This is a genomic window from Variovorax sp. GW460-12-1-14-LB1 (genome assembly GCF_059423605.1).
In genome coordinates this window covers 188,376-204,682 of the sequence record NZ_JBWKYF010000001.1, presented here as the reverse complement: position 1 = coordinate 204,682, position 16,307 = coordinate 188,376, and the positions used below count along the sequence as shown (strand labels likewise).

Sequence of the window (16,307 nt, the reverse complement as noted above, 5' to 3'; positions counted from 1 at the left end):
GAGAGGTAGGGTGTTCGTTCAGCCACGGGCGAGGTTGCGCCAGGCCTGCGTGCGTGCGAGCAGCACGCGGGTGAGCAGTGCGTAGGCGATGCATACCAGCGTCGAGGTGACGACGATCAGGCTGGCCAGCGCGGCGGCCGGGCCGATGTCGCCGGCGTCGTCCAGGTGCATGATCGCGACCGACGCGAGGATGGTCTCCGGCGTGTACAGGAAGATGGCGCACGACAGGCTGGCCATCGACACCACGAAGAAGTAGCGCCCGATGTCCAGGATGGCCGGCAGGCACACCGGCACCGTCACGCGCAGGAAGGTCTTGAAGAACGGCACCTTGAGCGAGGCCGACACGGCCTCGAACTCGTTGTCGATCTGCTTGAGCGCCGTCACCGCCGTGAGGTGGCTCGAGGTGTAGTAGTGCACCACCATCGAGATGACCAGGATCGCCATCGTCTGGTACAAAAAGTTCAGCGGGTTGGCCGGATGGTTGAAGAACATCACGTAGCCCAGGCCCAGCACCAGGCCCGGCACCGCCATCGACAGCACCGCCATCAGGTGCATGCCCTTGCGCATGAGGCCCAGGTTGCGTGTCTTCTCGATCAGGTAGGCGCCCACGAACACGATGAGCGAGCCGGCCACCGCGGTGACCATGGCCACGAGCAGGCTGTTGCCATAGGCGGCGGCCATGTCGCTTTCCACCAGCACGAAGTGGTAGTGCTTGAGCGTGAACGACAGGTCGTAGGGCCACAGCGAGATCGCCGAGGTGTAGATCGCCATGCCGATGGTGGCCAGCAGCAGGCTGCAGACCACGGTGCAGAACAGCGTGAGCAGCGCATCGGCCACCTTGCGGGGCTTGGGCGTGTAGGGCACCGAGCGCGCCGTGAGCTGCGCCTTCAGCTTGCGCCGCACCACGTAGTCGATCACGAAGGAAATGATCGACGGAATGAGCAGCAGCATGCCCACCACCGCGCCGATGGAGAAGTTGTGCTGCCCCACCACCTGCTTGAACACGTCGACCGACAGCACGTTGAAGTTGCCGCCGATGACCTTGGGCGCGCCGAAGTCGCTCACCACGTAGGTGAAGACCACGGTGGCCGCGCTGATCAGGCCGTACTTGCACGAGGGCAGGGTGATCGTCATGAACTGGCGCAGGGGCCGCGTGCGCAGGGCAGTGGCCGCTTCGTACAGCCGGCCGTCGGCCAGCGACAGCGCGGTGACCAGGATCATCAGCGCGTGCGGAAAGGTGTTGTAGACCTCGGCCAGGATGATCCCGGGCGCACCGTAGATCGAGGCGCCGCCCAGCAGGAACTTGAGCGCGCCCTGGTTGCCGAACCACTGCACGAACGAGATGGCCGACAGCAGCGAGGGCGCGAGCAGCGGAATGAGCGCGATGAGGCGGAACACCGCCTTCAGCGGCGCCGGCATGCGGCTGCGCGTGAGCGCATAGGCGAACACGAAGGCCGTGGGCACCGAGATCATCACCACCGCGGCCGACACCCACACCGAGTTCCAGGCCGCGCGCAGCAGGCTCGGCGTCTGGAAGTAGGTGATGAAGTGGGCCAGGCCGACGAATCGGCCGTTCTTGTCCTGCACCGCATGGGCCAGGATGGTCAGCAGCGGCGCGATGAGGAACACGAACAGCATCGCCATCACCACGAACAGGATGGCGCGCGCGATGGTCTCGTCGCGGCTCCAGCGCAGGGCGGGGCGTGCAGCGAGCACCGGGCGGGGATGTGCCAGCGTGTTCATGGCTTCGACGTGCGCGCGGCAAAGGCGCGGATGCGGTTGGCGCGCAGGGCGATGTCGATCGTGTTGCCCTCGCGGATGTCCAGGTCGTGCAGCTGGTTCAGCGAGAAGTGCAGGCCCAGCGTCTGGCCGTGCAGCGCGTCGGCCGTCACTTCGGCAATGCACAGGCCGCCCAGGAACTCGACCTTCGTGACCTTGGCCTGCAGGCGGTTGGGCGTGTCGTCGCGCAGGTGTTCCACCGCACGGTCTTCGGGCCGCAGGTACAGGTTGACCGCGTCGCCGGGCTCGAAGGCGCCGTCGCAGGCGTCGCATTGCAGTTCCATGTCGCCGACCTGGAAGCGCTGGTTGCCCAGCGCCATCGCGCGCAGCACATTCACCTTGCCCACGAAGTCGGCCACGAAGGGCGTGGCCGGCTGCTCGTAGATTTCCATCGGCGTGCCGACCTGCTCGATCACGCCGTGGTTCATCACCACGATGCGGTCGGCCATCGAGAGCGCTTCTTCCTGGTCGTGCGTGACCATGATGGTCGTGATGCCGACCTGCTTCTGCAGCCGGCGGATCTCGCCGCGCAGGCGAATGCGCTCCAGCGCGTCGAGCGCCGACAGCGGCTCGTCCAGCAACAGCAGGCCCGGCCGCGTGGCCAGCGCACGGGCCAGGGCCACGCGCTGTTGCTGGCCACCGGAGAGCTGGCTCGGGTACTTGGCGCCCGAGGTCGGCAGGCCGACCAGCTTCAGCAGCTCGTCGACGCGCGCCTTGATCTCGCCCCGCTTCGCACGGCTGTTGACGAGGCCGTAGCCCACGTTCTCGGCGATCGACAGGTTGGGAAAGAGCGCGTACGACTGGAACACGATGCCGTAGTCGCGCTTGTCCGGCGAGAGCCACGAGACGTCCTTGCCGTTCTGCAGGATCTGCCCGGCGGTCTGCGTCTCCAGGCCCGCGATGATGCGCAGCAGCGTGGTCTTGCCGCAGCCCGAGGGGCCCAGAAAGCACAGCATCTCGCCCGGGTTCACGCGCAGGTGCACGTCGCGCAGCGCGCTGAAGGTCTCGAAGTCCTTGCGAACGCCGACGATCTCGAGGGCCGCGGGCGGGGCCGAGGTGGGAGTCAACTGGCTGGCGATGAAGCGGGTGTCGGTCATGTCCATTTTTCGCACTCGTCGTTGGAGGGCGTCACCAGCTGCGGCGGCACCCTTGAATTGAAAACAGGGGGATGCCTTCGGGCTTATTTGGGCTCAGCCTTGCCCTCGTAGCGCTTGCTCCATTCAGCCAGGATGCGTTCGCGATTCTTCGCGGCCCAGTTCAGGTCGTTCTTGGCCAGCAGCTTCTCGTAGTTGTCCGGAATGCCTTCCAGCTTGGAGACCACACCCGGGTAGGCCACCACGGCCCACCAGCGCGCGCTGATCTGGTTGGCTTCCTTGCTCGCCATCCAGTCGGCAAAGCGCTTGCCCTGCGCCAGCTTCGTGCTGGTCTTCATGAGGCTGGTGGCCTCGATGTCCCAGCCCAGGCCTTCCTTGGGGAAGATCAGGTCGACCGGCGCGCCCGACTTCTTCACCTGGTGCGCGCGGAACTCGAACGAGATGCCGATGGGGAACTCGCCCGCGCCCGCCTGCTTGCAGGGCTTGGAGCCCGAGTGCACGTACTGCGCGATGTTCTGGTGCAGCGCGTCCATGTACTTCCAGCCTTCGGCGTCGCCCATGTTCTGCAGCCAGTACGACACGTCGAGGTAGCCCGTGCCGCTGGAGGCGGGGTGCGGCATCGAGATCGTGCCCTTGTAGACGGGCTTGGTCAGGTCCTTCCAGCTCTCGGGCTTGGGCAGGCCGAGCTTCTTGGCCTCGACCGTGTTGAAGCAGATGGTGGCGGCCCACACGTCCATGCCAACCCAGGCGGGCGGGCGCGCGGCGTCGGAGTACGCGGGGTTCAGCTCCTTGAAGCCCTTGGGCTCATAAGGCAGCAGCATGCCTTCCTGCTGCAGCAGCGCCAGGCTGCTGGCGGCCAGGCCGGCCACCACGTCGGCCTGCGGGTTGGCTTTTTCGGCCAGCAGCTTGGCGGTGACGATGCCGGTGGAGTCGCGCACCCACTTCACCTCGATGTCGGGGTTGGCCTTCTCGAACGCGTCCTTGTAGAGCTTCATGGCGTCGGTCTCGAGCGCCGTGTAGACCAGGAGCGGCGTCTTTTGCGCCCACGCACTGCCGGACATGAGGCCGAGGGCCGCAACACACAGGGCGGCCGTGAGACGGCGCGTGCTTTGTTTCATCGTCATCTGTTTCTCCTGAAAGGCTGGCTGTCACTGAAGAAGGGTGAGGGCTGGCGCCGGCGCGAGGGTGGGCAACGCCATCCGGTGTTTGCAATGTAGGTTGCTGATTGATGACTGTCAATAAAAAATTGTTGACAGTTGACGATCCTTCGGGAAAATACGCCCCATGGTCACCAGCAATCACTCCGCCGCCCTCGCGTTCCTCCAGTCCAGCTCGCTGCCGATGCTGATGCAGGAAGAAATCGAGCGTTTGATCATGACGGGCGAGCTCCCCGTGGGCAGCCGCATCAACGAGAGCGAGCTCTCGCAGCGCTTCAACACCAGCCGCGGCCCGATCCGCGAGGCGTTGCGTGCCCTGGAAGAAGCCGGCCTCGTGCGCAACGAGAAGAACCGCGGTGTCTTCGTGCGCGAGATCGCGTTCGAGGAAGCCGACGAGATCTACGAACTGCGCGAGGCGCTGGAAGAAATCATCGGCCGGCGCGTGGCCCTGGCCATCCAGCCCGACGCCGTGGAGCGCCTGCGCGCCATGGTCGACGCGATGCGCTCGGCGGCCCAGGCGCAGGACGTGGAGCAGTACGCGCAGCTCAACCTGCAGTTCCACGAGATCCTGCTCGACACCGCCGGCAGCAAGAAGCTCACCGAAACCTACAAGCGGCTCGTCAAGGAGCTGCACCTTTTCAGAATGCGCGCGCTCGACAGCGGCGGCGGCCTGCGGGTCTCGGCCGACGAGCACAGCCACATCGTCGACGCCATCGCCAGCGGCAACCCCGACACGGCAGGGCGCGCACTGCGCGAACACGTGGCCGGCAGCCGCGCACGCATGCACAAGGCCTTCGGCCGCATCGACGCCGATGCGGCCACTTCCAGCAACACCACCGCTACCCCGAACCACCCACCCCAAAAGGAAGTCTGAAATGACACCGGAGACACTTGAAGTCAATGCCAGGAGCTATCGCTGGATGGCGCGTCCGATCGTGGTCGTGTGCGTGGACGGCTGCGAGCCGGCCTACCTCGACGCGGCCATCGAAGCCGGCGTGGCGCCCTACATCGCCCGCATGCGCAAGGACGGTGCCGACCTGCTCGCCGACTGCGTCGTGCCCTCGTTCACCAACCCCAACAACCTGTCGATCGTGACCGGCGCACCGCCGGCCGTGCACGGCATCTGCGGCAACTACTTCTTCGACCGCGAGTTGGGCCAGGAAGTGATGATGAACGACCCCAAGTACCTGCGCGCCGGCACCGTGCTGGCTGCGTTTGCCGACGCGGGCGCGAAGCTCGCGGTGGTCACGGCCAAGGACAAGCTGCGCAAGCTGCTGGGTCACAAGATGAAGGGCATCTGCTTCTCGTCCGAGAAGTCGGACCAGGTGACGATGGAAGAGAACGGCATCGACAACGTGCTCGACATGGTCGGCATGCCCGTGCCTTCGGTGTACAGCGCGGAGCTGTCGGAGTTCGTGTTCGCCGCCGGCGTGAAGCTGATGGAGTCGCAGCGTCCCGACCTGATGTACCTGTCGACCACCGACTACGTGCAGCACAAGGCCGCACCGGGCAGCCCTGCCGCCAACGCGTTCTATCAAATGATGGACGGCTACCTCGCGCAGCTCGATGCGCTGGGCGCCACCATCGTGCTCACGGCCGACCACGGCATGAACGACAAGCACGGCGCGGACGGTTCGCCCAACGTGATCTACCTGCAGGACGTGCTCGACGGCTGGTACGGCGCCGAAAAGGCTCGCGTGATCCTGCCGATCACCGACCCCTACGTGGTGCACCACGGCGCGCTCGGTTCCTTCGCCACCGTGTACGCGCCCGATGAAGCCAGCGTGCCGGGCTGGATCGAACGCATCAAGGGCATCCCTGGCATGGAGCTCGTGCTCTCGCGCGCCGAGGCTGCCAAGCGCTTCGAGCTGCCGCCGGACCGCATCGGCGACATCGTGGTGGTGAGCGAGCAGAGCACCGTCATCGGCACCGCCGCCAGCCGCCACGACCTGTCGGCGCTCGAAGTGCCGCTGCGCTCGCACGGTGGTGTGTCCGAACAGAAGGTGCCGCTGATCTGCAACCGCCCGGTCGAAGGCATCGCCCCCGGCCGCCGGCTGCGCAACTTCGATGCGCTCGACCTCGCGCTGAACCACGCACGCTGAAGCCACACGGAGCAAGCACCCATGAGCCAAGCCATCCTGAAGCCAGGCACCGTCCACCGCGAAGCGCTGCGCATCGCGGGCGAAAGAGTCCACCGCGACCGCACCATCGAGGTCACCTACCCGTACACCGGCGAGGTGATCGCCACCGTGCCCAAGGCCACGCTGGACGACGTGCGCAACGCCCTGCGCATCGCCCGCGACTACAAGCCCACGCTCACGCGCTACGAGCGCTACAAGATCCTCATGCGCGCCGGCGAGATCATCGCTTCGCGCCTCGATGAGATGTCGCGCACCATCACCCTCGAATCGGGCCTGTCGCGCAAGGACTCGCTGTACGAAGTGGGCCGCGCCTCCGACGTGCTGCTGTTCGCCGCCAACCAGGCGCTGGTGGACGACGGCCAGGTGTTCTCCTGCGACCTCACGCACCACGGCAAGAGTCGCAAGGTCTACACGATGCGCGAGCCGCTCTTGGGCGCCATCACCGCCATCACGCCGTTCAACCATCCGCTGAACCAGGTGATCCACAAGGTGGCGCCGGCCATTGCGACCAACAACCGCATCGTCTTGAAACCCAGCGAGAAGACGCCGCTCACGGCCTTCCTGCTGGCCGACATCCTGTACGAAGCCGGCCTGCCGCCGCAGATGCTGTCGGTGCTCACGGGCGACCCGAAGGAGATCGCCGACGAGCTGCTGACCAATGCCGACGTCGACCTGGTCACCTTCACCGGCGGCGTGCCCATTGGCAAGTACATCGCGGGCAAGGCCACCTACAAGCGCCAGATCCTGGAGCTGGGCGGCAACGACCCGATCATCGTGATGGAAGACGCGGACATCGAAGAGGCGGCGACGCTGGCTGCCAACGGGTCTTACAAGAACTCGGGGCAGCGCTGCACGGCCGTGAAACGGATGCTGGTGCACGAAGCCGTGGCTGATCGCTTCGTCGAGCTGCTGGTGCAGAAGACCAAAGCGCTGAAGTACGGCGACCCGATGGACCCCGACACCGACATGGGCACCGTGATCGATGAGGCCGCTGCGAAGCAATTCGAAGCCGTGGTCAACGAAGCCATCGCAGCCGGCGCCAAGCTCCTGTACGGCAACGAGCGCCGCGGTGCGCTGTACTCGCCCACCGTGCTCGACCACGTCGACCCCGAGATGACCGTCGCCAAGCACGAGACCTTCGGCCCCGTGTCGCCGGTGATCCGCTTCAGGAACATCGACGAGGCGATCCGCATCTCCAATGGCACGGCCTACGGCCTGTCGTCCTCGATCTGCACCAACCGCCTGGACTACATCACGCGCTTCATCCGCGAGCTGAACGTGGGCAGTGTCAATGTGCGCGAGGTGCCGGGCTACCGCCTGGAGCTCACGCCCTTCGGCGGCATCAAGGACTCGGGCCTGGGCTACAAGGAAGGCGTGCTCGAGGCGATGAAGAGCTTCACCAACACCAAGACCTACTCGCTGCCCTGGTAACCATGAGCCTCAGCATCCCCGACATCGTCGGCCTCTTCGAGACCAAGGGCCATGCGCAGTACGACGGCGAGCCGGTCACGCAGCTCGAACATGCGCTGCAGTCCGCGCACCTGGCCGAGCAGGAGGGGGCGGACAGCGCGCTGATCGCCGCCGCCCTGCTGCACGACCTGGGCCACCTGCTGCACGACTTCGGCGGCACGCCGACGCAGCAGGGCCTGGACGACCTGCACCAGTACCGCTGCCTGCCGTTCCTGCGCGCGCTGTTCGGGCCGGCCACGCTGGAGCCGATCCGGTTGCATGTGGACGCCAAGCGCTTCCTGTGCGCGCGCGTGCCGGGCTACTTGGAGGCGCTGTCGCCCGACTCGAAGCGCAGCCTGCAACTGCAGGGCGGCGTCTTCGACGAGGCACAGGCCAAGGCTTTCGAGACGCTGCCGTATGCGATGGACGCAGTGCGCCTGCGGCAGTGGGACGACACGGCCAAGCTGGCCGATGCCGACATGCCCGGCCTCGCGCACTTCGTGCGCCACCTCGAGAGCAGTTCCGCCGAACACCGGCAAGCCCTCACCACCGCCTAAGGCACACGGATGCGCCCCTTCTGGATCGAACAAGCGCTCTTCAACGACGGCGATCTGGCCCCGGCGCTGCAAGGTGAAACCAGCGCCGACGTCTGCATCGTCGGCGGCGGCTTCACCGGTCTGTGGACGGCCATCCAGGCCAAGCTGCAGGCGCCCGCGCTGGACATCGTCATCCTCGAAAGCGACCTGTGCGGCGCCGGCGCCAGCGGGCGCAACGGCGGTTGCCTGCTCACCTGGTCGGCCAAGTTCCTGACCCTGCGGCGGCTGTTCGGCGAAGACGAGGCGGTGCGCCTCGTGAAGGCGTCGGAAGCGGCGGTAGGGCACATCGCCGACTTCTGCGCGGCGCACGGCATCGACGCCGAGCTGCGGCGCGACGGCACGCTCTACACCGCGACCTCGCAGGCGCAGATCGGCACGCTCGATCCGATGATGCAGGCGCTGGAGGCGCGCGGCATCCATTCGTACCACGCGCTGCCGCCCGACGAGGTGGCGCGGCGCTCGGGCTCGGCGCGCAACCTGGCCGGCGTGTACTCGCCGATCGCCGCCACCGTGCACCCGGGCAAGCTGGTGCGCGGGCTGCGGCGCGTGGCGCTGGCCATGGGCATCCGCATCCACGAGCGCACGCCGATGATTGACTTCAGCACCGACCAGCCTGTGCTGGTGCACACGCCCACCGGTCGCGTGCGCGCGAAGAAACTGGTGCTGGCGATGAACGCGTGGATGGCCAGCCGCTTCCCGCAGTTCGAGCGGACCATCGCCATCGTGTCGAGCGACATGATCATCACCGAGCGCTGCCCCGAGCTGCTGCAGCAGATCGGGCTGACCGACGGCGTGTCGGTGCTCGACTCGCGCACCTTCGTTTACTACTACCGCAGCACGGTCGACGGCCGCATCATGCTGGGCAAGGGCGGCAACACCTTCGCGTGGGGCGGGCGCATGGCCAAGGTGTTCGACGAGCGCTCGCCCTACGAGGGCGAGCTCACGCAGGCCCTGCATTCCTTCTTCCCGGCATTGCGCGACACGCCGATCACCGCGAGCTGGAACGGCCCGTCCGACCGCTCGGTGACGGGCTTTCCGTTCTTCGGCAAGCTCGACGGGGCGCCGCACATCTACTACGGCTTCGGCTACTCGGGCAATGGGGTGGGGCCGACCTACATGGGCGGGCAGATCCTGTCGTCGCTGGTGCTCGACCAGGACAACGCATGGACGCGCAGCCCGATCACGGGCGGGCCGCTGGGCTACTTTCCGCCGGAGCCGATGCGCTATGTGGGCTCGATCGTCGTGCGCAACGCGATCCGCCGCAAGGAACGCGCTGAGGATGAGGACCGCCAGCCGTGGCTGGTGGACCGCATGCTCAGCAAGCTCGCGAACGCCGCAGGCAAGGCTGATAAAGCCTGACCTGCGGAGACCGCATCAACGATTCGAGGGGAACGAGAACATCGTCCCTTCACGCACGCCGGCCGAAGGCCAACGCTGCGTGACGGTCTTGCGCTTGGTGTAGAAGCGCACGGCGTCGGGGCCGTAGGCGTGCAGGTCGCCGAACAGCGAGCGCTTCCAGCCGCCGAACGAGTGGTAGGCCACGGGCACCGGCAGCGGCACGTTGATGCCGACCATGCCGACCTGGATGTTGTCGCTGAACCAGCGCGCGGCCTCGCCGTCGCGCGTGAAGATGCAGGTGCCGTTGCCGTACTCGTGCGCGTCGATCAGGTCCATCGCCTCTTGCAGCGTCTTCACGCGCACCACGCCGAGCACCGGGCCGAAGATTTCTTCCTGGTAGATCGTCATGCCGGGCTTGACGTGATCGAACAGGCAGGCGCCCAGGTAGTAGCCGCCTTCGTGGCCTTCGACCTGGATGCCGCGGCCGTCGACCACCAGCTTGGCGCCGGCGGCCACGCCCGCGTCGACGAACGCCTTGACCTTCTCGAAATGCGGCTGGGTCACCAGCGGGCCCATGTCGTTGCCGTTGTCGGTGCCGGGGCCGACCTTCATCTTGGCGATCTCGACCTTCAGGCCCTCGACCACCGCGTCGGCCGTGGCGTCGCCCACGGCCACCACCAGCGGGATCGCCATGCAGCGCTCGCCGCACGAGCCGTAGGCCGCGCCCATGAGCGCGCTCACGGCGTTGCCGATGTCGGCGTCGGGCATCACCACCGCGTGGTTCTTGGCGCCGCCGAGCGCCTGCACGCGCTTGCCGTGGGCCGTGCCCGTGGTGTAGATGTATTCGGCGATGGGCGTGGAGCCCACGAAGCTCACGGCCTTCACGCGGCGGTCGGTCAGCAGCGTGTCGACCGCTTCCTTGTCGCCGTTGACCACGTTCAGCACGCCCGGTGGCAGGCCGGCCTGCAGCGCGAGTTCGGCCATGAACAGCGTGGAGGAGGGCGTGCGTTCCGAGGGCTTGAGCACGAAGGTGTTGCCGCAGGCCACGGCCATCGGCCACATCCACAGCGGCACCATGACGGGGAAGTTGAACGGCGTGATGCCAGCCGCCACGCCCATCGCCTGGAACTCGCTCCACGAGTCGATCGACGGGCCCACGTTCTTGCTGTGCTCGCCCTTGAGCAGCTCGGGCACGTAGCTGGCGTACTCGACGTTCTCGATGCCGCGCTGCAGCTCGCCGTGCGCGTCGGCCAGCACTTTGCCGTGCTCGGCGGTGATGAGGGCGGCGATGGTGTCGGCGTTTTCCTCGAGCAGCGTCTTCAGGCGGCTCATCACGCGGGCGCGCTTCAGCGGCGGCGTGTTGCGCCAGGCCGGGAAGGCGGCCTGCGCCGAGGCGATGGCCTGCTCGACCGTGAGCTTGTCGGCGAGCGCGACGCTCTTGGCCGACAGGCCGGTGGCGGGGTCGAACACCGGCTGCACGCGGCTGCCGCCGCCGACGTGCTTGCCGTCGATGAAGTGGCCGATGGTGGCGGTGACGTTCTTGTCGTGTTGCATGTCTTCAGGTCTCGAAAGGGGATCAGTTGGTTTCGGCCAGAGCGTCGGCGAGGGCATTGACCATGCGGTCGATCTCGGCCTTCTCGGCGATGAAGGGCGGTGCGAGCTGGATCGTGTCGCCGCCGTAGCGCACGTAGAAGCCCTTCTTCCAGCAGTTCATCGCGATCTCGTAGGGGCGGCGTGCGGGCTCGCCCGGCAGCGCGGCGATGGTGATGCCGGCGGCCAGGCCGTAGTTGCGGATGTCGGCGACGTGCTTGCTGCCCTTCAGGCTGTGCACGGCGTTCTCGAAGTGCGGGGCCAGCGTCTGCACGCGGCCGATCATGTCTTCCTTCTGCAGCACGTCGAGCGCCGCGATGCCGGCGGCGCAGGCCACGGGGTGCGCGCCGTAGGTGTAGCCGTGCGGGAACTCGAGCATGTACTCGGGGCCGCCGGCGGCCATGAAGGTGTCGTAGATGTCCTTGCTGGCCACCACGGCGCCCAGCGGCTGCGCGCCGTTGGTGACCTGCTTGGCGATGTTCATGATGTCGGGCGTGACGCCGAAGGCATCGGCGCCCGTGAGCGCGCCGCAGCGGCCGAACCCGGTGATCACTTCGTCGAAGATCAGCAGGATGTTGTTGGCCGTGCAGATGTCGCGCAGACGCTTCAGGTAGCCCTTGGGCGGAATCACCACGCCGGCTGAACCCGCGAAGGGCTCCACGATCACGGCCGCGATGGTCGAGGCGTCGTGCAGCGCGATCAGGTCGAGCAGGCGGTCGGCCAGCTCGGCGCCGCTTTCGGGCATGCCGCGCGAGAAGGCATTGCTGGCCAGCTGCGTGTGCGGCAGGTGGTCGGCCTCGACGCCCTGGCCGAACAGCTTGCGGTTGGCCGCGATGCCGCCCACCGAGATGCCGCCGTAGTTCACGCCGTGGTAGCCCTTCTCGCGGCCGATCAGGCGCGTCTTGCTCGCCTGGCCCTTGGTGCGCCAGTAGGCGCGCGCCATCTTCAGCGAGGTGTCGGCGGCTTCGGAGCCCGAGCCGGTGAAGAACACGTAGTCCAGGCCGGCGGGCGTCAGTTCCTTGATCTTGTTGGCCAGCTCGAACGAGAGCGGGTGGCCGAACTGGAAGGCGGGCGAGTAGTCGAGCTTGGCGATCTGGCGGCTCACTGCCTCGGTGATCTCGGGGCGGCCGTGGCCCAGGCCCGAGCACCACAGGCCCGACAGGCCGTCGAAGATCTTGCGGCCGTCGTTGTCGGTGAAGTAGGCGCCCTTGGCCTCCACGATGATCCGCGGATCGGCCTTGAAGTTGCGGTTGCCGGTGTAGGGCATCCAGTGCGCCTCGAGCCAGGCGGCGTCGGTGCGCGCGGTGGGCGTGGGTTCGATGGCGGGTGTGGCGAGGGTCATGGCGCATCCCGCGCAGGGCGGGCTCCGGGGGTGAAGGGATGCGCCGATTGTTCGCAACGCCTTCAGTGTGGAGAATGGCGCAATATCAATGTTCACTTGACGATCCATGCAAGTAAAGACCAAGGCCTCGCCCGCCGACGAAAACGCTGCCCAGGGCACCCGCAACCGCGCCGTGCTGGGGCAGCTCAGCGACATGGACCTGCGCCTGCTCAAGGTGTTCAAGAGCGTGGTCGACTGCGGCGGCATGGCGGCGGCCGAGCTGGAGCTGAACATCGGCACCTCGACCGTGAGCCGCCACGTGAAAGACCTGGAAACGCGCCTGGGCCTCGTGCTGTGCCGGCGCGGCCGGGCGGGCTTTGCGCTCACCGCCGAGGGCCAGCGCGTGTATGACGAGACGCTGCGCCTGCTGGCCTCGGTCGACGCCTTCCGCGGCAGCATCGACGACATCCACAACCGCATGGGCGGGCAGCTCGACGTGGCGCTGTTCGACAAGACCGCGACCAACCCGAAGGCGCGCATCGGCGAGGCCATTGCGCGCTTCACCGAGATCGCGCCCGAGGTGAACCTGGCGGTGCACGTGGGTTCCATCAACGCCATCGAGCAGGGCGTGCTGGAGGGCAACTTCCAGATCGGCATCATCCCGGCGCACCGCAGCTCGAAGAGCCTCGTCTACGCCGACCTGTTTGATGAAACCATGCTGCTGTACTGCGGCCAGGGGCATCCGCTGTTCGACAGCCCGCACGGCAAGCTCACGTGGTCGAAGCTGGGCGAGCACCATTTCGCGGGGCTGGGGTATCACTCGCCGAACATGGAGCTGAGTCATCGGGCGAGGTTGTCGCGCAAGGCGACCGGGTTCGACCAGGAGGCGATTGCGACGCTGATCCTGTCGGGGCGCTTTCTTGGGTTCTTGCCCGACCACTACGCGCAGGTGTTCGAGCAGCGCGGATTGATGAAGGCGGTGCTGCCGGCGCGCTTCAACTATGCGTGCCGGTTCGTGAGCCTGCTGCGGCGCTCGCCGAAGCCTTCGCGGGCGGTGCTGGCGTTTCAGGCGTGTCTGGAGCAGGCGCATGGCGGTGCGAAGATCTGAAGGCACCGAAACCACCCCAGATGACCGAAACACCACTGCGTATTCGCCCTGCACTTGCGTCGGAACACCGGGCACTCGAAGACTTGCAGCGGCGCGCATCGCTCGCGAACCCTGGCGATCGCGAGGCGATTCAGTCCGACCCGGACGCCATCGAACTGCCTCTCGCCCAGATCGTCGATGGCCGGGTGTTCGTGGCAGAGATCCATGGCGTGACGGCGGGGTTCGCTGTCGTGCTGCCCAACGATGACGGCAGTGCCGAACTCGATGGATTGTTCGTCGAGCCCGAGGCATGGCGTCGCGGCATCGGCAAGGCATTGGTCGCGCACTGTGTCGAGCTTTCCCGGCGCCAGGGTGCGTCGGCACTCCACGTCACCGGCAATCCGCACGCCGGGTCGTTCTACCTTCGATGCGGATTCGAGGCGAACGGCACTGTCGCCGTGCGCTTCGGCAGGGCCGAGCGGTTCCGCAAGGTCTTCTAGACCTTTGTGATGCTATCGCTGTCCGCTGGGCAGCAACAAGTGCTTCGCCCCGATGTGCGCTTCCATCTCATGCATATGGTGCTCCGCATCCACCATGTGCTCCACCATCAACCGCCGCACCTCGTCCGCATCTTCCTTGCGGTAGGCCGCCAGCAGCTGCGTGTGGTAGTCCACGTTGGTCTCGCCGAAGTGGTGGTGGTCCAGCGCCTTCTTGTAGACGACGAGGTCGCGCAGCAGGTCGTTGAGAAAGCGGCACATGAAGGACAGCACCGGATTGGGGCAGGCCTCGGCCAGCATCGTGTGAAAGGCCAGCTCGGCCTCGCGCTGCGTGCGCAGCTCGTCCTCGTTCGTGGGCTCGACGGTGCACAGGCGCACGTTGTCTTCGAGCCGCGCGAACTGCTCGGGCGTGAGCCGCCCGACCACGCTCACGGCCAGTTCGGGCTCCAGCGCCTTGCGCAGCTGGTAGATGTGGTGGCCGTCCAGGTGGTGAAAGTGCAGGAAGTTGCGCAGCGGCTCCGACGCATGGTCGACCGACACCTGCTGCAGGTACGCGCCGCCGCCCGGGCCGGTGCGGATCGAGATCAGCCCGCGCACCTCGAGCGCCTTCAGCGCCTCGCGCACTGTGCTCTTCGAATAGCCGAAGAGCTCGATCAGTTCCTTCTCGTTCGGTAGCCGGTCGCCGGGCTGTTTGCGCTCGGCAACGATCCATCGCTTGACGTCTTCGACGATGACGTCCGAGAGCTTTTGCCGCTTCGGAGGGTTGTGCCCCACTCTCATCAAAACGCTCCATCCATGCACATCGGGAGATGCGCGGGATGCGCAACAGCGCGCGATCTTAACGGCGTCATCGGCAGGGTCGGGTTGAGTTTGGGCACGGGGCTTGCTAACGGGTTTTTACCAACATATTAATCCTATTTATCCGCTTAAATTGCCGGCGATCGCAGGCACTGTGTTTTCTTCCCCACTTTCCACACCACGACCGGAGAACCCCATGCAACGCAGACAACTCCTTCAGCTGGCCGCCCTGTCGGCCGCCCCGGCTTCGCTCCTGATGAGCCGCTCGGTCTTCGCCCAGGCCACCGACGCGATCCGATTCGGTGCGCCGGTGCCCATGTCGGGTGCCTTCGCGGCCAACGGCAAGTTCGCCGACCTGGGCACCAAGCTGGCGATCGAGCAGTACGGCAAGGTGCTGAACCGGCCGCTGGCCTACACGGTGCTCGACACCGAGGGCAAGCCGGCCACGGCCGTGCGCAAGGTGCAGGAAGCCTCGCAGCAGCAGGGCGCGAAGTTCTTCGTCGGCGGCATCCTGTCGTCGGAAGCGCTGGCCATGGGCAAGGAGGCCGAGAAGGCCGGCGGCCTGTTCATCACCACCGCGGGCGCCGACGAAATCACGGGCAAGGACTGCAACCCCGCCACCTTCCGCTGGTCGGTGCCCACCTTCGGTGCCATCGAGCAGACGGTGCGCCCGCTGATCGCGTCCATGCCCAAGGCCAAGCGCTGGTACACGATCACGCCGCAATACGTCTTCGGCGACGGCCTCCTGAGCGCGGCCAAGACCATCTTCCAGGAGAAGGGCATCGAGCACGTGGGCAACAGCTACCACTCGCTCAACGACAAGGAGTTCAGCGGCTACCTCACCAACGCGATGGCCGCCAAGCCCGACGTGCTGCTGCTGCTGAACTTCGGCGCGCAGTCGTCCGCCGCGCTGCGCCAGGCGGTGAGCTTCGGCATGCACAAGAACATGACGATCCTCATGGCCTGGGCCTCGGGCCTGGAGCAGTTCGACGAGCTGGGCGCCGACCTGTGCGACGGCGTCTACTTCGGTGCGCAGTACTGGCACACGGTCGACACGCCGCTCAACAAGGACCTGGTGAAGCGCACCGCCGACAAGCTGAAGATCGTGCCCAACTACAGCCTGGCCGGCTCGTACATCTGCACCAAGATCCTCATCGACGGCATCGTCAAGGCCGGCACGGTCGACCCGAAGGCGGTGGTCGCGGCGCTCGAAGGCATGAAGTTCGACGGCCTCACGGGCGTGGAAGAAATCCGCAAGGCCGACCACCAGGTCATCAAGGACTACTACTTGCTCAAGGGCAAGGCGAAGTCGAAGATGGCCAACCCGGCCGACTACGTGGACGTCGTCAGTTCCGGCAAGTCCTTCCTGCCCGTCGACAAGACCGGCTGCAAGCTGGCCTGACGCCGCCCGGCTTCGCGCCGCGCCCGCGCCGTTTTTGGGCGCGGGCAGGGCGCGTGCC

The 16,307-nt window shown here is 66.6% G+C and carries 14 protein-coding genes; 8 read left to right on the top strand and 6 right to left on the bottom strand.

Going from position 1 to position 16,307, the window contains the following annotated elements:
- Positions 1-18: 18 nt before the first annotated feature.
- From AC07Y4_RS01000 to AC07Y4_RS00990, 3 genes are all read right to left on the bottom strand, one after another.
- Positions 19-1,743, bottom strand: a complete 1,725-nt coding sequence (locus AC07Y4_RS01000; RefSeq protein ID WP_369644200.1) for a putative 2-aminoethylphosphonate ABC transporter permease subunit — start codon at positions 1,741-1,743, stop codon at positions 19-21.
- Positions 1,740-2,882, bottom strand: a complete 1,143-nt coding sequence (locus tag AC07Y4_RS00995) for a putative 2-aminoethylphosphonate ABC transporter ATP-binding protein (RefSeq protein ID WP_487850175.1) — start codon at positions 2,880-2,882, stop codon at positions 1,740-1,742. The genes AC07Y4_RS01000 and AC07Y4_RS00995 overlap by 4 nt, the downstream gene beginning before the upstream one ends.
- Before the next feature lie 77 nt (positions 2,883-2,959).
- Positions 2,960-3,997: a putative 2-aminoethylphosphonate ABC transporter substrate-binding protein gene (locus AC07Y4_RS00990; protein WP_159277872.1), complete on the bottom strand. Its 1,038-nt coding sequence runs from the start codon at positions 3,995-3,997 to the stop codon at positions 2,960-2,962.
- Positions 3,998-4,157: 160 nt separating this feature from the next.
- On the opposite strand from AC07Y4_RS00990, the gene AC07Y4_RS00985 reads away from it, so the two are divergent.
- Genes AC07Y4_RS00985 through AC07Y4_RS00965 form a run of 5 tightly spaced genes read left to right on the top strand, consistent with a single transcriptional unit; the run spans position 4,158 to position 9,575 of the window.
- Entirely contained in the window at positions 4,158-4,904 is a 747-nt protein-coding gene (locus tag AC07Y4_RS00985) for a phosphonate utilization associated transcriptional regulator (RefSeq protein WP_070061830.1), read from the top strand.
- Between the two features lies 1 nt (position 4,905).
- Positions 4,906-6,132, top strand: a complete 1,227-nt coding sequence (phnA, locus tag AC07Y4_RS00980; protein WP_062468779.1) for a phosphonoacetate hydrolase — start codon at positions 4,906-4,908, stop codon at positions 6,130-6,132.
- 21 nt (positions 6,133-6,153) lie between these two features.
- Positions 6,154-7,602 carry a phosphonoacetaldehyde dehydrogenase gene (gene phnY, locus AC07Y4_RS00975; protein WP_487850176.1) on the top strand — a complete coding sequence of 483 codons (1,449 nt, stop codon included), beginning with the start codon at positions 6,154-6,156 and terminating at the stop codon, positions 7,600-7,602.
- A 2-nt stretch (positions 7,603-7,604) separates the two neighbouring features.
- Positions 7,605-8,177, top strand: coding sequence for a phosphonate degradation HD-domain oxygenase (locus AC07Y4_RS00970; RefSeq protein ID WP_487850177.1), 573 nt, complete (start codon positions 7,605-7,607; stop codon positions 8,175-8,177).
- Between the two features lie 9 nt (positions 8,178-8,186).
- Entirely contained in the window at positions 8,187-9,575 is a 1,389-nt protein-coding gene (locus AC07Y4_RS00965) for an FAD-dependent oxidoreductase (RefSeq protein WP_487850178.1), read from the top strand.
- A 15-nt stretch (positions 9,576-9,590) separates the two neighbouring features.
- Here the strand turns inward: AC07Y4_RS00965 and AC07Y4_RS00960 are convergent, their stop codons facing one another.
- Together AC07Y4_RS00960 and aptA are read right to left on the bottom strand one after the other, a co-directional pair.
- On the bottom strand, positions 9,591-11,108 hold the full coding sequence (locus AC07Y4_RS00960; protein WP_095744313.1) for a CoA-acylating methylmalonate-semialdehyde dehydrogenase: 1,518 nt from the start codon (positions 11,106-11,108) through the stop codon (positions 9,591-9,593).
- Positions 11,109-11,130: 22 nt separating this feature from the next.
- Entirely contained in the window at positions 11,131-12,486 is a 1,356-nt protein-coding gene (aptA, locus tag AC07Y4_RS00955; protein ID WP_487850179.1) for an omega-aminotransferase AptA, read from the bottom strand.
- Positions 12,487-12,592: 106 nt separating this feature from the next.
- Between aptA and AC07Y4_RS00950 the strand changes: the two genes are divergently transcribed.
- A complete protein-coding gene (locus AC07Y4_RS00950; RefSeq protein WP_487850180.1) occupies positions 12,593-13,573 on the top strand; it encodes a LysR family transcriptional regulator in 981 nt (326 codons plus the stop codon).
- A gap of 20 nt (positions 13,574-13,593) precedes the next feature.
- On the top strand, positions 13,594-14,052 hold the full coding sequence (locus AC07Y4_RS00945) for a GNAT family N-acetyltransferase (RefSeq protein ID WP_153286170.1): 459 nt from the start codon (positions 13,594-13,596) through the stop codon (positions 14,050-14,052).
- A gap of 12 nt (positions 14,053-14,064) precedes the next feature.
- On the opposite strand, the gene AC07Y4_RS00940 is transcribed toward AC07Y4_RS00945, so the two are convergent.
- Positions 14,065-14,829, bottom strand: a complete 765-nt coding sequence (locus AC07Y4_RS00940) for a FadR/GntR family transcriptional regulator (protein WP_062468755.1) — start codon at positions 14,827-14,829, stop codon at positions 14,065-14,067.
- 214 nt (positions 14,830-15,043) lie between these two features.
- On the opposite strand from AC07Y4_RS00940, the gene AC07Y4_RS00935 reads away from it, so the two are divergent.
- Positions 15,044-16,249, top strand: a complete 1,206-nt coding sequence (locus AC07Y4_RS00935; RefSeq protein ID WP_070063979.1) for an ABC transporter substrate-binding protein — start codon at positions 15,044-15,046, stop codon at positions 16,247-16,249.
- Positions 16,250-16,307 lie beyond the last annotated feature (58 nt).